Here is a 15,094-nt window from a genome sequence, read left to right on the forward strand (position 1 = left end):
TCCGGCCGCCCTGTAAGTTCTACGTCCGAAGCACCGCGCGGTCGGTGAGCCGGGGGCTCAGCGGTCGCGCTTCTCCTTGATCTTCGCAGCCTTGCCGCGCAGCTCACGCAGGTAGTAGAGCTTGGCACGACGGACATCACCGCGGGTCACGAGCTCGATCTTCTCGAAGATCGGGCTGTTCACCGGGAAGGTGCGCTCGACGCCGACGGAGAACGAGACCTTGCGGACCGTGAAGGTCTCGCTGACGCCCGAGCCCTGGCGGCGGATGACGACACCCTTGAACTGCTGGATACGGGAGCGGTTGCCTTCGATGACGCGCACGTGGACGTTCACGGTGTCGCCGGGGCGGAAGGCGGGGAGGTCGGTGCGGAGCGAAGCCGCGTTGACCGAGTCGAGCAGGGAGGCCATGGTGGTCTCTTTCCTCGCTGATGCCACAGGTCATCAGCGGTACGTTCGCAAGTGGATGGAGCGCCGGTCGTACCGGGCGGGCGTCGTTCCCCCTGTGGCAGGGGCGCACGCAGGACAAACGGCAGCGGCCTATTGTTCCACGCCGTCCGGCCTGCGCCAAAATCGGCCGCCCGGCTCCGGGGCCCAGCCCATCATGGAGAGGATCTCCCGGTCCTTCTTGTCGAAGTCCGCGGGGTCGCACCGTTCGATCAGGTCCGGCCTGTTGGCGGCGGTACGGCGGAACGCCTCGTCCCGCCGCCAGCGCGCGATCTTCCCGTGGTGCCCGCTGAGCAGGACCTCGGGGATGGTGCGCCCGCGCCACTCGGGCGGCTTGGTGTAGACGGGGCCTTCCAGGAGGTTGGCCATGGCGCCGGGGGCGAAGGAGTCGTCGCGGTGCGACTCGGCGTTGCCGAGGACGCCCGGGAGGAGCCGGGCCACGGCCTCGGTGACGACGAGGACGGCGGCTTCCCCGCCGGCGAGGACGTAGTCCCCGATGGAGACCTCGTAGACCGGGAGGCGGGTGGCGTACTCGTCGGTGACGCGGCGGTCGATGCCCTCGTAGCGGGCGGGCGTGAAGATCAGCCAGGGCCGCTCGGAGAGCTCGACGGCGAGTTCCTGGGTGAAGGGGCGGCCGCTGGGGGTGGGGACGACGATGGCGGGGCCGTGGGCGCCGGCCTCGAAGCCGTCCGCGACGATCTGGTCGAGGGCGTCGCCCCAGGGGTCGGTCTTCATGACCATGCCCGGCCCGCCGCCGTACGGGGTGTCGTCGACGGTGTTGTGGCGGTCGTAGGTCCACTCGCGCAGGTCGTGGACGTGGACGTCGAGCCGGCCGCGGGCGCGCGCCTTGCCGACGAGCGAGACGTTCAGCGGTTCCAGGTACTCGGGGAAGATCGTGACGACGTCGAGGCGCATCAGGAGGCGTCCTCGTCGGCGCGGCCGGTACCGGCGTCGGTGCCGGGCGCGGCGTCGGGGGCCTCGTCGGCGCCCTCCGCGTCCTCGGCGTGCCCTGCGTCCTCGGCGTCGCGCGCGGACGCGATCTCGGCGCGGTCGTCGATCAGTCCGGGCGGCGGGTCGATGACGGCCCGCTGCTGCTCCAGGTCGATCTCGGTGACGATCTCCTCGACGAAGGGGATCATCAGCTCGGTGCCGTCGGGCCGCTCGACGATGAAGAGGTCCTGGGACGGCAGGTGGGAGATCTCGGTGATCCGGCCGACCTCCGTGCCGTCGGCGAGGACGACGTCCAGGTCGATCAGCTGGTGGTCGTAGTACTCGTCCTCCTCCTCGGGCAGCTCGTCGGGGTCGACGTCGGCGATGAGGAGGGTGTTGCGCAGGGCCTCGGCCGCGGTGCGGTCCCGTACGCCCTCGAAGCGCAGGAGGAGACGGCCGCTGTGCACCCGGCCGGTCTCGACGGTCAGCGGTCCGGTGCCGGCCGGGTCGGTGCTCAGGACGGCTCCGGGGCTGAGCCGGAGCTCGGGCTCGTCCGTACGCACCTCGACGGTGACTTCGCCCTTGATGCCGTGGGCGCGGCCGATCCGCGCGACAACGAGCTGCACGAGTGGTTTCTCTCCTGTCGGGGGACGACGACGGGCCGGGGCGGGCTCGAAAGCCCTCCCCGGCCCGTGCCGGCGTATTTCGATGAATACAGCCGACTTCTCTCAGCGAACCTGGTCCACGTCGACGAGGTCGACGCGGATGCCGCGGCCGCCGATGGCGCCCACGACGGTTCGCAGTGCACGCGCGGTGCGGCCGTTGCGGCCGATCACCTTGCCGAGGTCGTCGGGGTGGACCCGGACCTCCAGCACACGGCCGCGGCGCAGGTTGCGCGAGGCGACCTGCACATCGTCGGGGTTGTCGACGATGCCCTTCACGAGGTGCTCGAGAGCCTCCTCGAGCATGCTCAGGCCTCGGTCGACTCGGTGGACGCGGCCTCGGCCTCGTCCGCCTTCTTGTCGGCCTTCTTCGCCTTCGGGGTGATGGCCTCACCCTTGGCGTCGTCACCCTCGAGGGTCTTGGCGAACGCGTCGAAGGAGGCGCGCTTGTCCTCCTTCGTCGCCGGCTGCAGCAGCGGCGCCGGGGCCGGCAGGCCCTTGTGCTTCTGCCAGTCGCCGGTGAGCTTCAGGATGGCGAGGACCGGCTCGGTCGGCTGGGCGCCGACGGACAGCCAGTACTGCGCACGCTCCGAGTCGACCTCGATCTTGGAGGGGTTGTACGTCGGGTGGTACAGACCGATCTCCTCGATCGCGCGACCATCGCGGCGGGTGCGCGAGTCGGCGACGACGATGCGGTAGTGCGGCTGGCGAATCTTGCCGAGGCGCTTGAGCTTGATCTTGACTGCCACTGGAGTGGTGTCTCCTGGTCTTGACGTGGTTGGGCACATGAGATGCCACGTGGGGTTGCGGTACTCGGGTGCCCGATGGACGCGTCAGCCGGAGGAGAGAGGGGTCCTGTGCGGCTGTCGAGTACAGCTAGCCATTGTGCCACATGCGCGCGCCGCGCCGGACCGGGGGACGGCCGGGGAGCGGTGCGCGGACAGGGCGGATCCGCGGAGCCGGGCACGAGGCCGTTCCGGCGCAGGGGGCCGGGGAGGCGGGGAACCCCCGATACCCACCCCACACCCGCCCCTGTACGTCGGAACGGACCGTCGTGCGGCCGACCTCGCGGACCGCCCGGCGGACGGCGCCCCGCGTCGCGGACCCGGCGCGGGCCCCGGGCGGCCGGATCAGCCGGCCGCGCCCACCGATTCGGGGATGCGGAAGGGCTTCCCGCAGCCGCCGCAGACGATCGGCGCCTGGGCGAGGACCGAGGGGACCACGCGGACGTTGCGACCGCAGTCGCAGACGGCCTTGACCCGGACGCCGCCGCCGGAGGATCCGTGCCGGGCGGCGGGGCCGCGGAAGGAGCGCTTGGTGTCGGCGGCCGTGGCGACCGTGTGCGCCTTGAGGGCCCGCTGGAGCCGTTCGATCGTGGGGCGGTAGCGGCGCTTCGCCTCGGGGTTGAGCGTGACCAGCGAGAAGCCGCTGCTGGCGTGCGGTTCCTCGGAGTGGTCCAGGCCCATCTCCTCGGCGATCGCGAGGAATCTGCGGTTGTGATAGCGGCCGGCGCGCGAGGTGTCGCGGACTCCTCGGGCGGCGGCGATGCCGTGGACTGCTTCGTGGAGCAGTCGTTCGAAGGAGAGCTCGGCGCCACAGGCGGACGAGGACTCACCGATCAGGGACTCGGGCGCGGCAAGGTCGGGCAGCTCGGGGTGGTACCGCTGAATGTCGGCCCACGCCTGTGCCAGCTCTGCGGCGAGAACAGGGGGTGTCGTGCTCACGTCGGGTACAACGAGCCGGAACGCCCCCGGGTTCCATTCCGGGGCATCCCAAATATTTTGCACGTACCCGTCAGTTGCCCTTGATGTGTCCCGACGAGGGCCAGTGCGCCGATCTGCGGAGAAGTCGCACAGCTCGCGGCAAGCCGGTGCGTAGCGGCTCATACGCCCCTGGGCGTAGGTCCGGCGTACGGGGCCGAGGGGGGTGTGGCAGGGACAGTACCCGGTGTCCGGTACCCGGGCGGCACCGCCCCCACGCGGGCCGGGGGTCCTTCGGCGTGAATTCGCCCGTGCGTCCGTGTGACGGGCCGATGCCGCGAAGAAGTCGTGCGGCTCCACCACTGGACGCGGGGACGGATGCGCAGTTCCCTGACATACGGGGGGATGCGGGCGCACATGTACGGGGGCCGTCGACCAGCCACTGATTGGGGCGCATTCCATGACACCTACGCTCGTCCCGCACCACCCCGCGCGTGACTGGGCCGAGATCCAGGAGCGCATGCTCGTGCCGCTCTACGAGGCGGTGTACGACCGTCTCGGCGTGGGCCCCCGGTCCCGCGTCCTCGGCCTCGGCTGCGGCTCGGGCCTGGCGCTGCTGATGGCCTGCGCGCGGGGCGCCCGGGTCACCGGCGTGGACCGTGACCACGCGCGCGTGGAGCTGGCGCGGGAGCGGATGCCGGAGGGTGAGGGGCACACGGTCGTCGAGGGCGGTCCGCCGGACGCGGGGGACATGGCCGCCGGCGCGTTCGACGTGATCACGGCTTTCCACGGCACGGCGGAACTCGGGCCGGATCTGGTCGCCGTCACCCGTTCGGCTCAACCTGGCGCGGCGGTCGTGGTGGCCGGCTGGGGACCGCCGGAGCGGTGTGCGACGGCGTCGGTCCTGCGGGTGGCCGCGCGCCTGACGGGCTGGAGCCCGTCGCGTCGCGACGACCTGGAGGAGGTCGTGGCCCGTGCGGGTCTGCGGCCGGACGGTTCGGGGCGGGTGTCCTGCCCCTTCGGCTACGCGAATCCGGACAGCGCGGTGCGGGGCCTGCTGTCGACGGGCGACTTCGACGCGGCGATCCATGCCACGGACCCGTCGCAGGTCGAGAAGGAGATCCGGGAGGCGCTGGAGCCTTACGTGCGCCCCGACGGCACGGTGTGGATGCCCAATGTCTTCCGGTACGTGATCGCACGGACCTGAGCCGGCGTTCCGCGGGGCGCCGGTGGTCCGTGCGGCGCCGGGTCAGCCGTCCTTCGTGAGCCGGGTGATGCCGGCCGCGCGGTAGGCCTCGTCCTCCTCCAGGGTCTCGTTCTCCAGGAGGGCGGTGGCCAGCGCGTCGAGCTGGTCGCGGTGGTCGTGGAGCTGCCGGAGGGCGCTCGCGTAGCACTCGTCGACGATCCGGCGCATCTCGTGCTCGACGGCGTCGAGGGTGGCGGGGGCGGCCGACAGCCCGTACGCCTGCTGGGCGTCGCTCGGGATGGCGGTGAGGCGGCCGACCCGCTCGCTCATGCCCCAGCGGCCGGCCATGCCGCGGGCGATGTTGGTGACCTGTTCCAGGTCGCTCTCGGCGCCGGTCGTGACCGCGTCGAAGACGACCCGCTCCGCCGCCATGCCGCCGAGGGCTCCGATGATCCGGCCGCGCAGGTACTCCTCGGTGTACGCGTACCTATCGGCGTCCGGGGTCGACAGGGTGACGCCGAGGGCCCGGCCCCGCGGCACGATGGTGATCTTGCGGACGGGGTCGGCGCCGGGCTGGAGCATGCCGAGGAGGGCGTGGCCGCTCTCGTGGTACGCGGTGCGGCGTCGCTCCTCCTCGGCCATGACGAGGGGGCGTTCGGCGCCCAGCTGGACCTTCTCCAGGGCGTCGGAGAGGTCGGACCGGGTGACGGCCTGCTGCCGGCGTTTGACCGCGAGCAGGGCGGCCTCGTTGGCGAGGTTGGCGAGTTCGGCGCCGGTCATGCCGGGGGTGGTGCGGGCGACCTGGACGAGGTCGACGTCCTGGGCCAGGGGGATCTCGCGGGTGTGGATGCGGAGGATGGCTTCGCGGCCACTGCGGTCGGGCGGGTTCACGTGGACGACGCGGTCGAAGCGGCCGGGCCGGGTGAGGGCGGGGTCGAGGACGTCGGAGCGGTTGGTGGCGGCGATGACGATGACGCCCTCGGAGCCGGTGAAGCCGTCCATCTCGGTGAGGATCTGGTTGAGCGTCTGCTCGCGTTCGTCGTGTCCGCCCATGCCGGAGCCGGCGCCGCGGGCCCGCCCGATGGTGTCGATCTCGTCGATGAAGATGATGGCGGGTGCGACCTTACGGGCCTCCGCGAACAGTTCGCGTACCCGTGAGGCACCCACGCCGACGATCATCTCGATGAACTCCGAGGCGGAGGCGGAGAAGAACGGCACGCCCGCCTCGCCCGCCACGGCCCGGGCGAGCAGGGTCTTGCCGGTGCCGGGCGGGCCGGCGAGGAGGACGCCGCGGGGCATCTTCGCGCCCATCGCGCGGTAGGCGTCGGGGTTCTTGAGGAAGTCGACGACGTCGTTGAGCTCGCCCTCGACCTCGTCGATGCCGGCGACGTCCGCGAAGGTGGTGCGCTTGTCGCCCGCCTCCAGTTCGACGGGTCTGGGCGGGGCCTTGCGGCCCAGCATCCCGCCGGCGCCGCCCATGCCGGCGCTCATCCGGCGGGCGATGAACACCCAGAGCACGACGAGCAGCAGCATCGGGGCGAGGGAGATCAGCAGGTTGACGAGGAAGCTGCGTTCCGCGACGACGGGCTTGGCGGTGACGGTGACGCCCTTGGCGGTCAGCTCGTCCCAGAGGTCGTCGTCGGCGAAGGCGGGGCGCTGGGTCTCGAACTTGGTGTAGTCGCCGTCGCCGTCGGGGACGGGCTGCTTGTTCTTCAGCTGCCCCTGGATGGCGTCGCCCTTGGAGTAGATCTGGGTGACGTTGCCCGCGTTCACCTGTTTGCTGAACTCGGTGTACGAGATCGTCGGCCCGTCGCCCTCGTTGAAGAAGGACAGGACGAGGTTGGCGAGGATGTAGACGACGAGTGCGGTGAGGATGAGGCCGCGCCAGCCGCCGGGCATCCTCCGTTTGGGGGGCGGGGGCGGCGGGGCCCCTTCCGAGCGCCACGGCTGGTCGGTCCGGTCGCGCGGGGGCACGGGGTTGGCCACGCTGCTCTCCTCGGGGCGGCAATGGCCTCAGTATGGGAGAAGCGGATCATCGGGGCATTCCGGGTGATCCGGGCGGACGGCAAAGGGCCCGGAGCGGTTCCTCACCGCTCCGGGCCCCTGGTCACCGGGTCTCAGCCCATGAACTTCTTGAACTCGTCGGGGAGCTCGAAGTCCTGGGCGCCCTGGCCGGCGGCGGGCAGTCCGAACGCGCCGCCGGCCTGCGCCTGCTCGCGGCGCTCGGCGGCCGCCTGCTCCTCGGCCTTGCGCTTCATCGGGTTGCCGCTCTTGCGCTTGCCCTTGGCCTGCTTGACCTGCTTCTTCTGCCGGCCGGGGCCGCCGCCCATGCCGGGGATCCCGGGCATGCCCGGCATGCCGCCGCCCTGGGCCATGCGGGACATCATCTTGCGGGCCTCGAAGAAGCGCTCGACCAGGCCCTTGACGGCGCTGACCTCGCTGCCGGAGCCCTTCGCGATACGGGCTCGGCGGGAGCCGTTGATGATCGTGGGGTCCTGGCGCTCGGCCGGGGTCATCGACTTGATGATGGCGGCCGTGCGGTCGACGTCGCGCTCGTCGATGTTGTTGATCTGCTCCTTCATCTGCCCCATGCCGGGGAGCATCCCGAGGAGCTTGCTGATGGAGCCCATCTTGCGGACCTGTTCCATCTGGGCGAGGAAGTCGTCGAGCGTGAACTCCTGGCCCTTCTTGGACGCCAGCTTGGAGGCCATCTTGGCGGCCTCTTCCTGGCTGAAGGTCTGCTCGGCCTTCTCGATGAGCGAGAGCATGTCGCCCATGCCGAGGATGCGGGACGCCATGCGGTCCGGGTGGAACGCGTCGAACTCGTCCAGCTTCTCGCCGTTGGAGGCGAACATGATCTGGCGGCCGGTGACGTGCGCGATGGAGAGCGCGGCACCACCGCGGGCGTCGCCGTCGAGCTTGGAGAGCACGACGCCGTCGAAGCCGACGCCGTCGCGGAAGGCCTCGGCGGTGTTGACCGCGTCCTGACCGATCATGGCGTCGACGACGAAGAGGACCTCGTCGGGGCTGACGGCGTCGCGGATGTCCGCGGCCTGCTGCATCAGCTCCTGGTCGATGCCGAGGCGGCCGGCGGTGTCGACGATCACGACGTCGTACTGCTTGGTCCGCGCGTACTCGACGGAGTCCTTGGCGACCTGGACGGGGTCGCCCACGCCGTTGCCGGGCTGCGGGGCGTAGACGGCCACGCCGGCGCGGTCGGCCACCACGCTGAGCTGGTTGACGGCGTTGGGGCGCTGCAGGTCGCAGGCGACGAGCAGCGGGGAGTGGCCCTGGCCCTTGAGCCAGAGGCCGAGCTTTCCGGCGAGGGTGGTCTTACCGGCACCCTGGAGACCGGCGAGCATGATGACGGTGGGCGCGGTCTTGGCGAACCGCAGGCGCCGGGTCTCGCCGCCGAGGATGCCGACGAGCTCCTCGTTGACGATCTTGATGACCTGCTGGGCGGGGTTCAGCGCCTGGGAGACCTCGGCGCCGGTCGCCCGCTCCTTGACCTGCTTGATGAACGCCCGGACGACGGGCAGGGCGACGTCGGCCTCGAGGAGGGCGATACGGATCTCGCGCGCGGTGGCGTCGATGTCCGCCTCGGACAGGCGCCCCTTGCCGCGGAGGTTCTTGAAAGTCGCTGCAAGGCGGTCGGAGAGGGTGTCGAACACGGCGGTCGCGGATCCTCGGTGTCGGGGGCGGGCGGACGGATTGCCCTCCAGGGTATCGGGTACCGCGCGGGATCCGGGGCGGGGATTCCTCACCCCGTGGGCGCGGCCGGTCCTCGCGACGGCGGACGGGGGCGGAGCGGGGCCCCGGGCGGGCCCCGCCGGCCTCGTCGGCCCCACGGGTCTCCCCCGCTCCCCGCGCTCACCCGCGCAGGGCCGCCTCCAGGGTCTCGGCGACCTTCGTGGCGTCCGTCGTCGTCAGGGGTGCGCCGGTGCCGTCCGTCACGTAGAAGGCGTCGACCGCGTTCGCGCCGAGGGTGGAGACGTGGGCGCTGCGGACGCGGACGGCGGCGGCGTCCAGGGCGCGGCCGATGCGGTGCAGGAGGCCGGGGGCGTCCTGGGCGCGGACCTCGATGACGGTGGCGAGGCGGGAGTCGCCGGCCGCGACGGTCACGCGGGGCGGTGGGGCCGTCACGCCGCGGCGGCGCGGGTAGGCGGCCTCGCGTTCGGCGAGCCGGGCCGGGATGTCCAGGGAACCGTCGAGGGCGCGGACGAGGTCGGCGCGGAGCCGGGCGGCCTGGGGCAGGGAGCCGTACTCGGCGGCGACGCGCCAGCTGAGGACGAGGACGGCGCTCGCGCCGAGCTCGGTGGGGAGTTCGATGGCGCGCAGGTCCATGGCGCGGACGGTCAGCCGGTGCAGGGCGAGGACGCCCGCGGTGGCGGGCAGGACGCCCGGCTGGTCGGGCAGCGCGATGTGCAGTTCGACGCCGACGGGTTCCGGTTCGTCGCCGGGGTTCTCGGCTTCGGCGTGCAGGGAGAGGACGGCTTCCCCGGTGCGCAGGGCCTCGATCGCGAGTCGTTCCTGTTCGGCGCTGGGTGCGGCGGGTTCCGGTTCGGGGGCGGACCCGCCCGCGAGGACACCGGCGACGCGTTTGACGAGGTCGGCGACGAGGGAGGCGCGCCAGGTGGACCAGGCGGCGGGGCCGGTGGCCAGGGCGTCGGCCTCGGTGAGGGCGTGGAGGAGTTCCAGGGCGCCGGGGGTGCCGACGGCGGCGGCGACCGCCTGGACGGTCGCCGGGTCGTCGAGGTCGCGTCGGGTGGCGGTCTCGACGAGGAGCAGGTGGTGGCGGACGACCGTGGCGATGACGCCGACGTCGGCGCGGTCGAAGCCGATGCGGGTGGCGACGTCGCGGGCGATGGTCTCGCCGGCGACGGAGTGGTCGCCGGGCCAGCCCTTGCCGATGTCGTGGAGGAGGGCGGCGACGAGGAGGAGGTCGGGCCGACCGACGCGGCGGGTCAGGGACGAGGCCCGTACGGCGGTCTCCACGAGGTGCCGGTCGACGGTCCAGGTGTGGACGGGGTTGCGCTGGGGGCGGCAGCGGACGCGTTCCCAGTCGGGGAGGAGGCGGGTGACGAGTCCTTCGGCCTCCAGGGCCTCCCAGACGGGGACGGCCGGTTCTCCGGCGCCGAGCAGGGTGACGAGTTCCTCGCGGGCTTCCGCGGGCCACGGCACGGGCAGGGGTTTGGCGGTGGCGGCGAGGCGGCGTACGGCGTGCAGGGAGATCGGCAGGCCGGACTGGGCGGCGGCGGCCGCGGCGCGCAGCGGGAGGACGGCGTCGCGTTCGGGTTTGGCGGTGCGGGCGAGGACGACCTCGCCGTCCATCTCGACGACGCCCTCGGCCAGCGGGGTGCGTTCGACGGGTTGTTTCGCGCCGCCGGACCGGCCGCCGAGGAGGGAGCGGAGCCGGGGTCGGCCGGAGCGCGCCTTGAGGACGCGGGTGACCTCGCGCCAGGTGACGTCGGTGGCGTAGGAGATGACGCGTGCGGCTTCGTACACCTCGCGGAGCAGGGTGTCGGCGTCGAGGAGGCCGAGTTCCTGGGCGACGGCGTCCTGCTCCTGGAGGGCGAGGCGGTCGGTGGCGCGGCCGGTGGCGAGGTGGAGGGCGTCGCGGGCGTCGAGGAGGCGGCGGCGGGCGCCGTCGAGGCCCTCGCGGGGGGCGTCGGCGAGCCAGGAGGCGGCGACGGCGCGCAGGACCTGGGCGTCGCGCAGACCGCCCCTGGCCTCCTTGAGGTCGGGTTCGAGGAGGTACTGCAGCTCCCCCATGCGTTCGGCCCGCTCCCGGCAGAGTTCGTCGAGTTCGGGCAGGCGCTTGGGGGCCTGGTTGCGCCAGTCGGCGAGGACGGTGGTGCGCAGGGCGGTGACGAGGCCGAGGTCGCCGGCGACGTGCCGGGCGTCGAGGAGCCCGAGCTGGACCTTGAGGTCCTCTCCGGCGGTCGTGCGGGCCTCGGCGGGGGTGCGGACGGAGTGGTCGAGGGCGAGGCCGAGGTCCCAGACCGGGTACCAGATGCGGTCCGCGAGGGTGGCGACGGCGCCCGGGTCGGCGGTGCCGTCGTGCAGCAGGAGCAGGTCGAGGTCGCTGCGTGGGGAGAGCTCGCCGCGTCCGTAGCCGCCGACGGCGACGAGCGCCACCCCTCGTGGCGGCCCGGCGGCCGTGAACAGTCCGTTCAGCCAGTCGTCGGTGATCCGGGCCAGGGCGGAACGGCGCGGCGGCCCGGACCGCGCCTTCTCACCGAGAAGGCGCAGCCGGGCCGCCGCGTAGCCGCTGGGTCCCGAGTCTTCCGCTTGTGTGTCCACTTCGAGGCTCGTCACCCGGCAGCTCCCTGGTTCGCGTGCTTACAGTGCGTCCGGACCGCGTTCGCCGGTACGGACCCTTACGGCCGTCTCGACGGGCACGCTCCACACCTTGCCGTCACCGATCTTGCCGGTTCGGGCCGCCTTGACCACGACATCGATGAGCTGTTCGGCGTCCTCGTCCTCGACGAGGACCTCGATGCGGATCTTGGGGACGAGGTCGACGGTGTACTCGGCACCGCGGTAGACCTCGGTGTGGCCGCGCTGGCGGCCGTATCCGCTGGCCTCGGTGACCGTGAGGCCCTGGACTCCGAAGGCCTGCAGGGCCTCCTTGATCTCGTCCAGCCGGTGTGGCTTCACGACTGCGGTGATGAGCTTCATGCGTCCACCTTCTTGGTCTCCGGGGCGGCAGGGGCGAGGACGGCGGTGGAGCGCGAGGAGGCGCCGCCGCCGGCTCCGCTGAAGTCGTACGCGGTCTCGGCGTGCTCGACCTGGTCGATGCCGGAGACCTCGTCGTCCTCGCTGACCCGCATGCCCATCGTCTTGTCGATGATCAGTGCGAGGAGCGCGGACGCGATCAGAGAGTAGGCGAGGACCGCGAAGACTCCGATGGCCTGCTTGCCGAGCTGGTCGAGGCCGCCGCCGTAGAAGAGGCCCTTGGCGTCGGACTGGACGCCGCCGGTGGCGAAGAAGCCGACGAGGAGGGAGCCGATGACTCCGCCGACGAGGTGGACGCCGACGACGTCGAGGGAGTCGTCGTAGCCGAACTTGTACTTGAGGCCGACGGCCACGGCGCAGACGAGGCCGGCGACGGCGCCGATGGCGATCGCGCCGAGCGGGGAGCAGGAGCCGCCGGAGGGGGTGATGGCGACGAGACCGGCGACGGCACCGGACGCGGCACCCAGGGTGGTGAAGGAGCCGTGGCGGATCTTCTCGTAGAGCAGCCAGGCGAGCATGGCGGCGGCGGTGGCGACCTGGGTGTTGACGAACATCACGGCGCCGACGCCGTCGTCGTTGCCGAGCCAGGATCCGGCGTTGAAGCCGAACCAGCCGAACCACAGGAGGCCGGCGCCGAGCATGACCAGCGGGAGGCTGTGCGGGCGCATCGGGTCCTTCTTGAAGCCGACGCGCTTGCCGATGACGAGGATGACGCCGAGGGCCGCGGCGCCGGCGTTGATGTGGACGGCGGTGCCGCCGGCGAAGTCGATGACACCCATCTCGAAGAGCCAGCCGCCGGCGCCCCAGACCCAGTGCGCGACCGGGAAGTAGACCACGGTGACCCAGAGGGTGATGAAGAGGGCCCAGGCGGTGAACTTCACCCGGTCGGCGAGGGCGCCGCTGATCAGGGCGGGGGTGATGATGGCGAACATCAGCTGGAAGACGGCGAAGACGTACACCGGGATGGTGTAGCCGTCCCAGAGTTCGGTGATGCCGATGCCGCTGAGGCCGACGTATTCGGAGGACCAGCCGACGATCGAGCCGGAGTCGGTGCCGAAGGCGATGCTGAAGCCGTAGAGCACCCACAGGATCGTGACGATCCCGAGGCTGATGAAGCTCATCATCAGCATGTTGAGGGTGGACTTGACGCGGACCATTCCTCCGTAGAAGAAGGCCAGCGCCGGGGTCATCAGCATGACCAGGGCGGAGCAGATGAGCATGAACCCGGTGTTCGCGGCAGACAGCTCGGGGGCGTCTGCGGCCAGGGTCGTGATGGCTGGTGCCATCGGCGTCTCCTCGTCGTCGGTACGGCCTGTGCGGGGGCGGGGCCGGAGGGCGGCTTGGCCGTGAGGGGTGGCCGGTTATGGCCCAGAGGTTGGCGCAGCGCCGTTTCCGCCGATGCCGCTCGATGTTTCGGCGCAGTGACGAAGGGGTGGGGCGTGTTACGCCGCTGTGAACCCCTGGGTCACGGACATGTAACGGCGGGGCCTTCCGCGGCGGGCGGCCGGGGACGCGGACCGGCCGCGGCAGCGGTCCCTGTGTCCTTGCGGCGGGGGAGCCGAGTCGGGCAGTACGGGAGGGCTGTCGCGGCCGGGGTTCGGTGGCCCGCGGGGGCGGGGCCGTCGGGTCAGACTGCTTCGGCGGCCTCGGGGAGCAGGGCGGTGAGGCGGTCGGTGAGCTGGACGACCTCGGCGACGTGGCCGTAGTCGCGGGCGGCGGTGTCGACGGTCTTGCGCAGGCGGGTGTTGACCCGCTCGGACCGGACGCTCCGGGCGACGCCGAGGGCCTTCTCGGCGAGGAGGGCGGACTGCTCGGGTTCGCGCTTGAGGAGGTGCACGGTGGCCATGCCGATGAGGTTGAGTGCGTACGAACGCTGGTGCTCGGGGTCCTTCTCGAAGAGGGCGACGGCCCGCTCCATGACGGGTTCGGCGAGGGAGGCGTAGGTCGGGGAGCGTCCGGCGACGTAGGCGAGGTCGCGGTAGGAGTGGGAGTTCTCGCCGTTGAGCTCGGCCTCGGAGAAGAAGCGGATCCAGTCGGGCTCGGGCTCGCCGTCGAGGCCGACGTCGGCGAAGGTGTCCTCGGCCATCCGGACGGCGCGCTTGCACTTGCTGGGCTGGCCCATGTTGGCGTAGGCGCGGGCCTCCATCGCATACAGCATCGCCTGGGTGCGGGCGGTGGCGCAGTCCCGGCTGCCGTACTGGGCGAGGTGGATGAGTTCGAGGGCGTCGTCGGGGCGTCCGAGGTGGATCATCTGACGGCTCATCGAGGACAGGATGTACGAGCCGAGCGGCTTGTCGCCGGCCTCCTTGGCGGCGTGCAGGGCGAGGACGAAGTACTTCTGGGCGGTGGGCTGGAGGCCCACGTCGTAGCTCATCCAGCCGGCGAGTTCGGCCAGTTCGGCGGCGCAGGCGAAGAGCCGTAGGGCGACGGCGGCCGGCTGCGGTTCCTGGAGGAGGTCGGTGACCTCGTGGAGCTGGCCGACGACGGCCTTGCGGCGCAGTCCGCCGCCGCACTGGGCGTCCCACTGGCGGAACATCGCCGTGGTGGATTCGAGGAGGTCGAGTTCGCCCGGGGACAGGCGGTGGGGGCGGCGGGTGTCGAGCGGGGGCTCGGGGCGCTCGGGTTCGCCGGCCGGGGTGGGCACGAGCCAGCGCTGCATGGGTTCGATGAGGGCGGGCCCGGCGGCGAGCGAGAGGGCGGAGCCGAGGAAGCCGCGGCGGGCGAGCATCAGGTCGCTGCGGGAGAACTCGCTGAGCAGGGTGACGGTCTGGGGGCCGGCCCACGGCAGGTCGACGCCGGAGACGGAGGGCGACTGGTGGGCGGTGCGCAGCCCGAGGTCCTCGATCGCGACGACGGAGCCGAAGCGTTCGGAGAACAGCTCGGAGAGGATCCGCGGGATGGGCTCGCGGGGCTGTTCGCCGTCCAGCCAGCGCCGGACGCGGGAGGTGTCGGTGCTGATGTGGTGCGCGCCCATCTGGCGTGCCCTGCGGTTCACTTGACGCGCCAGCTCGCCCTTCGACCAGCCGCTGCGCACGAACCACGAGCTCAGCTGCTCGTTCGGGCGCTTGCCGGCAGTCGTTCCGTCTGCGCCGTTGCCGCCCACAGGAATGCCCCCATCCACATCAATGCCCTTGTTGCGCGAACCCCTATCAGAATGCCGCGAGTTGCGGCGTCCGTCTGGAGCTTGCACTCCTTCGAACTGGAAAACGGGTTGCCTCCGGCATACCCACGCGCGCATCGACCCCAGGGCTCGTGTACCGAAAGTAATCCTACGATCACCCCTCTCGCGAGGGGGATTCAAGAATCGCCACCATTCGCCACCCCTTCGAATGAACTCGCCTGGCGCCGGACGCGATTCACTTGACATGCGACGAACCAGGTGTCGACGGGGTGTTGCGCGAGGAGGCGCGCGCGACGGTCCGCACCACCCTTCC

At 71.8% G+C, this 15,094-nt stretch carries 13 protein-coding genes; 1 reads left to right on the forward strand and 12 read right to left on the reverse strand.

What is annotated here, in order from left to right:
* Positions 1 to 57 precede the first annotated feature (57 nt).
* The 6 genes from rplS to ACE1OA_RS09825 form a co-directional block, all read right to left on the reverse strand.
* The gene (gene rplS / locus ACE1OA_RS09800) at positions 58 to 408 is read right to left on the reverse strand and encodes a 50S ribosomal protein L19 (protein WP_147979877.1); all 351 of its coding nucleotides are present in this window, start codon (positions 406 to 408) and stop codon (positions 58 to 60) included.
* Between the two features lie 129 nt (positions 409 to 537).
* The gene (gene trmD / locus ACE1OA_RS09805; RefSeq protein ID WP_386545696.1) at positions 538 to 1,359 is read right to left on the reverse strand and encodes a tRNA (guanosine(37)-N1)-methyltransferase TrmD; all 822 of its coding nucleotides are present in this window, start codon (positions 1,357 to 1,359) and stop codon (positions 538 to 540) included.
* Entirely contained in the window at positions 1,359 to 2,000 is a 642-nt protein-coding gene (rimM, locus tag ACE1OA_RS09810; RefSeq protein WP_432752651.1) for a ribosome maturation factor RimM, read from the reverse strand. Before rimM ends, trmD begins: the two co-directional genes overlap by 1 nt.
* Before the next feature lie 102 nt (positions 2,001 to 2,102).
* Positions 2,103 to 2,342, reverse strand: coding sequence for an RNA-binding protein (locus tag ACE1OA_RS09815; RefSeq protein WP_005311361.1), 240 nt, complete (start codon positions 2,340 to 2,342; stop codon positions 2,103 to 2,105).
* Between the two features lie 2 nt (positions 2,343 to 2,344).
* Positions 2,345 to 2,785, reverse strand: coding sequence for a 30S ribosomal protein S16 (rpsP, locus tag ACE1OA_RS09820; RefSeq protein ID WP_137993109.1), 441 nt, complete (start codon positions 2,783 to 2,785; stop codon positions 2,345 to 2,347).
* Positions 2,786 to 3,166: 381 nt separating this feature from the next.
* Positions 3,167 to 3,760, reverse strand: a complete 594-nt coding sequence (locus tag ACE1OA_RS09825; RefSeq protein ID WP_356604519.1) for a hypothetical protein — start codon at positions 3,758 to 3,760, stop codon at positions 3,167 to 3,169.
* A gap of 436 nt (positions 3,761 to 4,196) precedes the next feature.
* Between ACE1OA_RS09825 and ACE1OA_RS09830 the strand changes: the two genes are divergently transcribed.
* Positions 4,197 to 4,943: a class I SAM-dependent methyltransferase gene (locus ACE1OA_RS09830; RefSeq protein ID WP_356604521.1), complete on the forward strand. Its 747-nt coding sequence runs from the start codon at positions 4,197 to 4,199 to the stop codon at positions 4,941 to 4,943.
* A gap of 42 nt (positions 4,944 to 4,985) precedes the next feature.
* Here ACE1OA_RS09830 and ftsH read toward each other — a convergent pair whose 3' ends face one another.
* The 6 genes from ftsH to nsdA form a co-directional block, all read right to left on the reverse strand.
* Positions 4,986 to 6,908 carry an ATP-dependent zinc metalloprotease FtsH gene (ftsH, locus tag ACE1OA_RS09835; RefSeq protein ID WP_356604523.1) on the reverse strand — a complete coding sequence of 641 codons (1,923 nt, stop codon included), beginning with the start codon at positions 6,906 to 6,908 and terminating at the stop codon, positions 4,986 to 4,988.
* Positions 6,909 to 7,039: 131 nt separating this feature from the next.
* A complete protein-coding gene (gene ffh / locus ACE1OA_RS09840) occupies positions 7,040 to 8,593 on the reverse strand; it encodes a signal recognition particle protein (protein WP_386545703.1) in 1,554 nt (517 codons plus the stop codon).
* 199 nt (positions 8,594 to 8,792) lie between these two features.
* Complete coding sequence (locus ACE1OA_RS09845) at positions 8,793 to 11,240, reverse strand: [protein-PII] uridylyltransferase (protein WP_432752652.1); 2,448 nt, start codon at positions 11,238 to 11,240, stop codon at positions 8,793 to 8,795.
* Between the two features lie 24 nt (positions 11,241 to 11,264).
* On the reverse strand, positions 11,265 to 11,603 hold the full coding sequence (locus tag ACE1OA_RS09850) for a P-II family nitrogen regulator (protein WP_069170469.1): 339 nt from the start codon (positions 11,601 to 11,603) through the stop codon (positions 11,265 to 11,267).
* On the reverse strand, positions 11,600 to 12,946 hold the full coding sequence (locus tag ACE1OA_RS09855; protein ID WP_356604529.1) for an ammonium transporter: 1,347 nt from the start codon (positions 12,944 to 12,946) through the stop codon (positions 11,600 to 11,602). Before ACE1OA_RS09855 ends, ACE1OA_RS09850 begins: the two co-directional genes overlap by 4 nt.
* 341 nt (positions 12,947 to 13,287) lie before the next feature.
* Positions 13,288 to 14,763 (reverse strand): transcriptional repressor NsdA, encoded by a 1,476-nt coding sequence (gene nsdA / locus ACE1OA_RS09860; protein WP_356604531.1) that lies wholly within the window; start codon positions 14,761 to 14,763, stop codon positions 13,288 to 13,290.
* Positions 14,764 to 15,094: the final 331 nt, after the last annotated feature.

Source organism: Streptomyces sp. JL2001 (assembly GCF_050917515.1).
Taxonomy (GTDB): domain Bacteria; phylum Actinomycetota; class Actinomycetes; order Streptomycetales; family Streptomycetaceae; genus Streptomyces.

Excerpts from the sequence above, each read along its gene's own strand:
- rplS (WP_147979877.1), bottom strand. The coding sequence starts at position 408 with ATGGCCTCCCTGCTCGACTCGGTCAACGCGGCTTCGCTCCGCACCGAC.
- trmD (WP_386545696.1), bottom strand. The coding sequence starts at position 1,359 with ATGCGCCTCGACGTCGTCACGATCTTCCCCGAGTACCTGGAACCGCTG.
- ACE1OA_RS09815 (WP_005311361.1), bottom strand. The coding sequence starts at position 2,342 with ATGCTCGAGGAGGCTCTCGAGCACCTCGTGAAGGGCATCGTCGACAAC.
- ACE1OA_RS09830 (WP_356604521.1), top strand. The coding sequence starts at position 4,197 with ATGACACCTACGCTCGTCCCGCACCACCCCGCGCGTGACTGGGCCGAG.
- ACE1OA_RS09850 (WP_069170469.1), bottom strand. The coding sequence starts at position 11,603 with ATGAAGCTCATCACCGCAGTCGTGAAGCCACACCGGCTGGACGAGATC.
- ACE1OA_RS09855 (WP_356604529.1), bottom strand. The coding sequence starts at position 12,946 with ATGGCACCAGCCATCACGACCCTGGCCGCAGACGCCCCCGAGCTGTCT.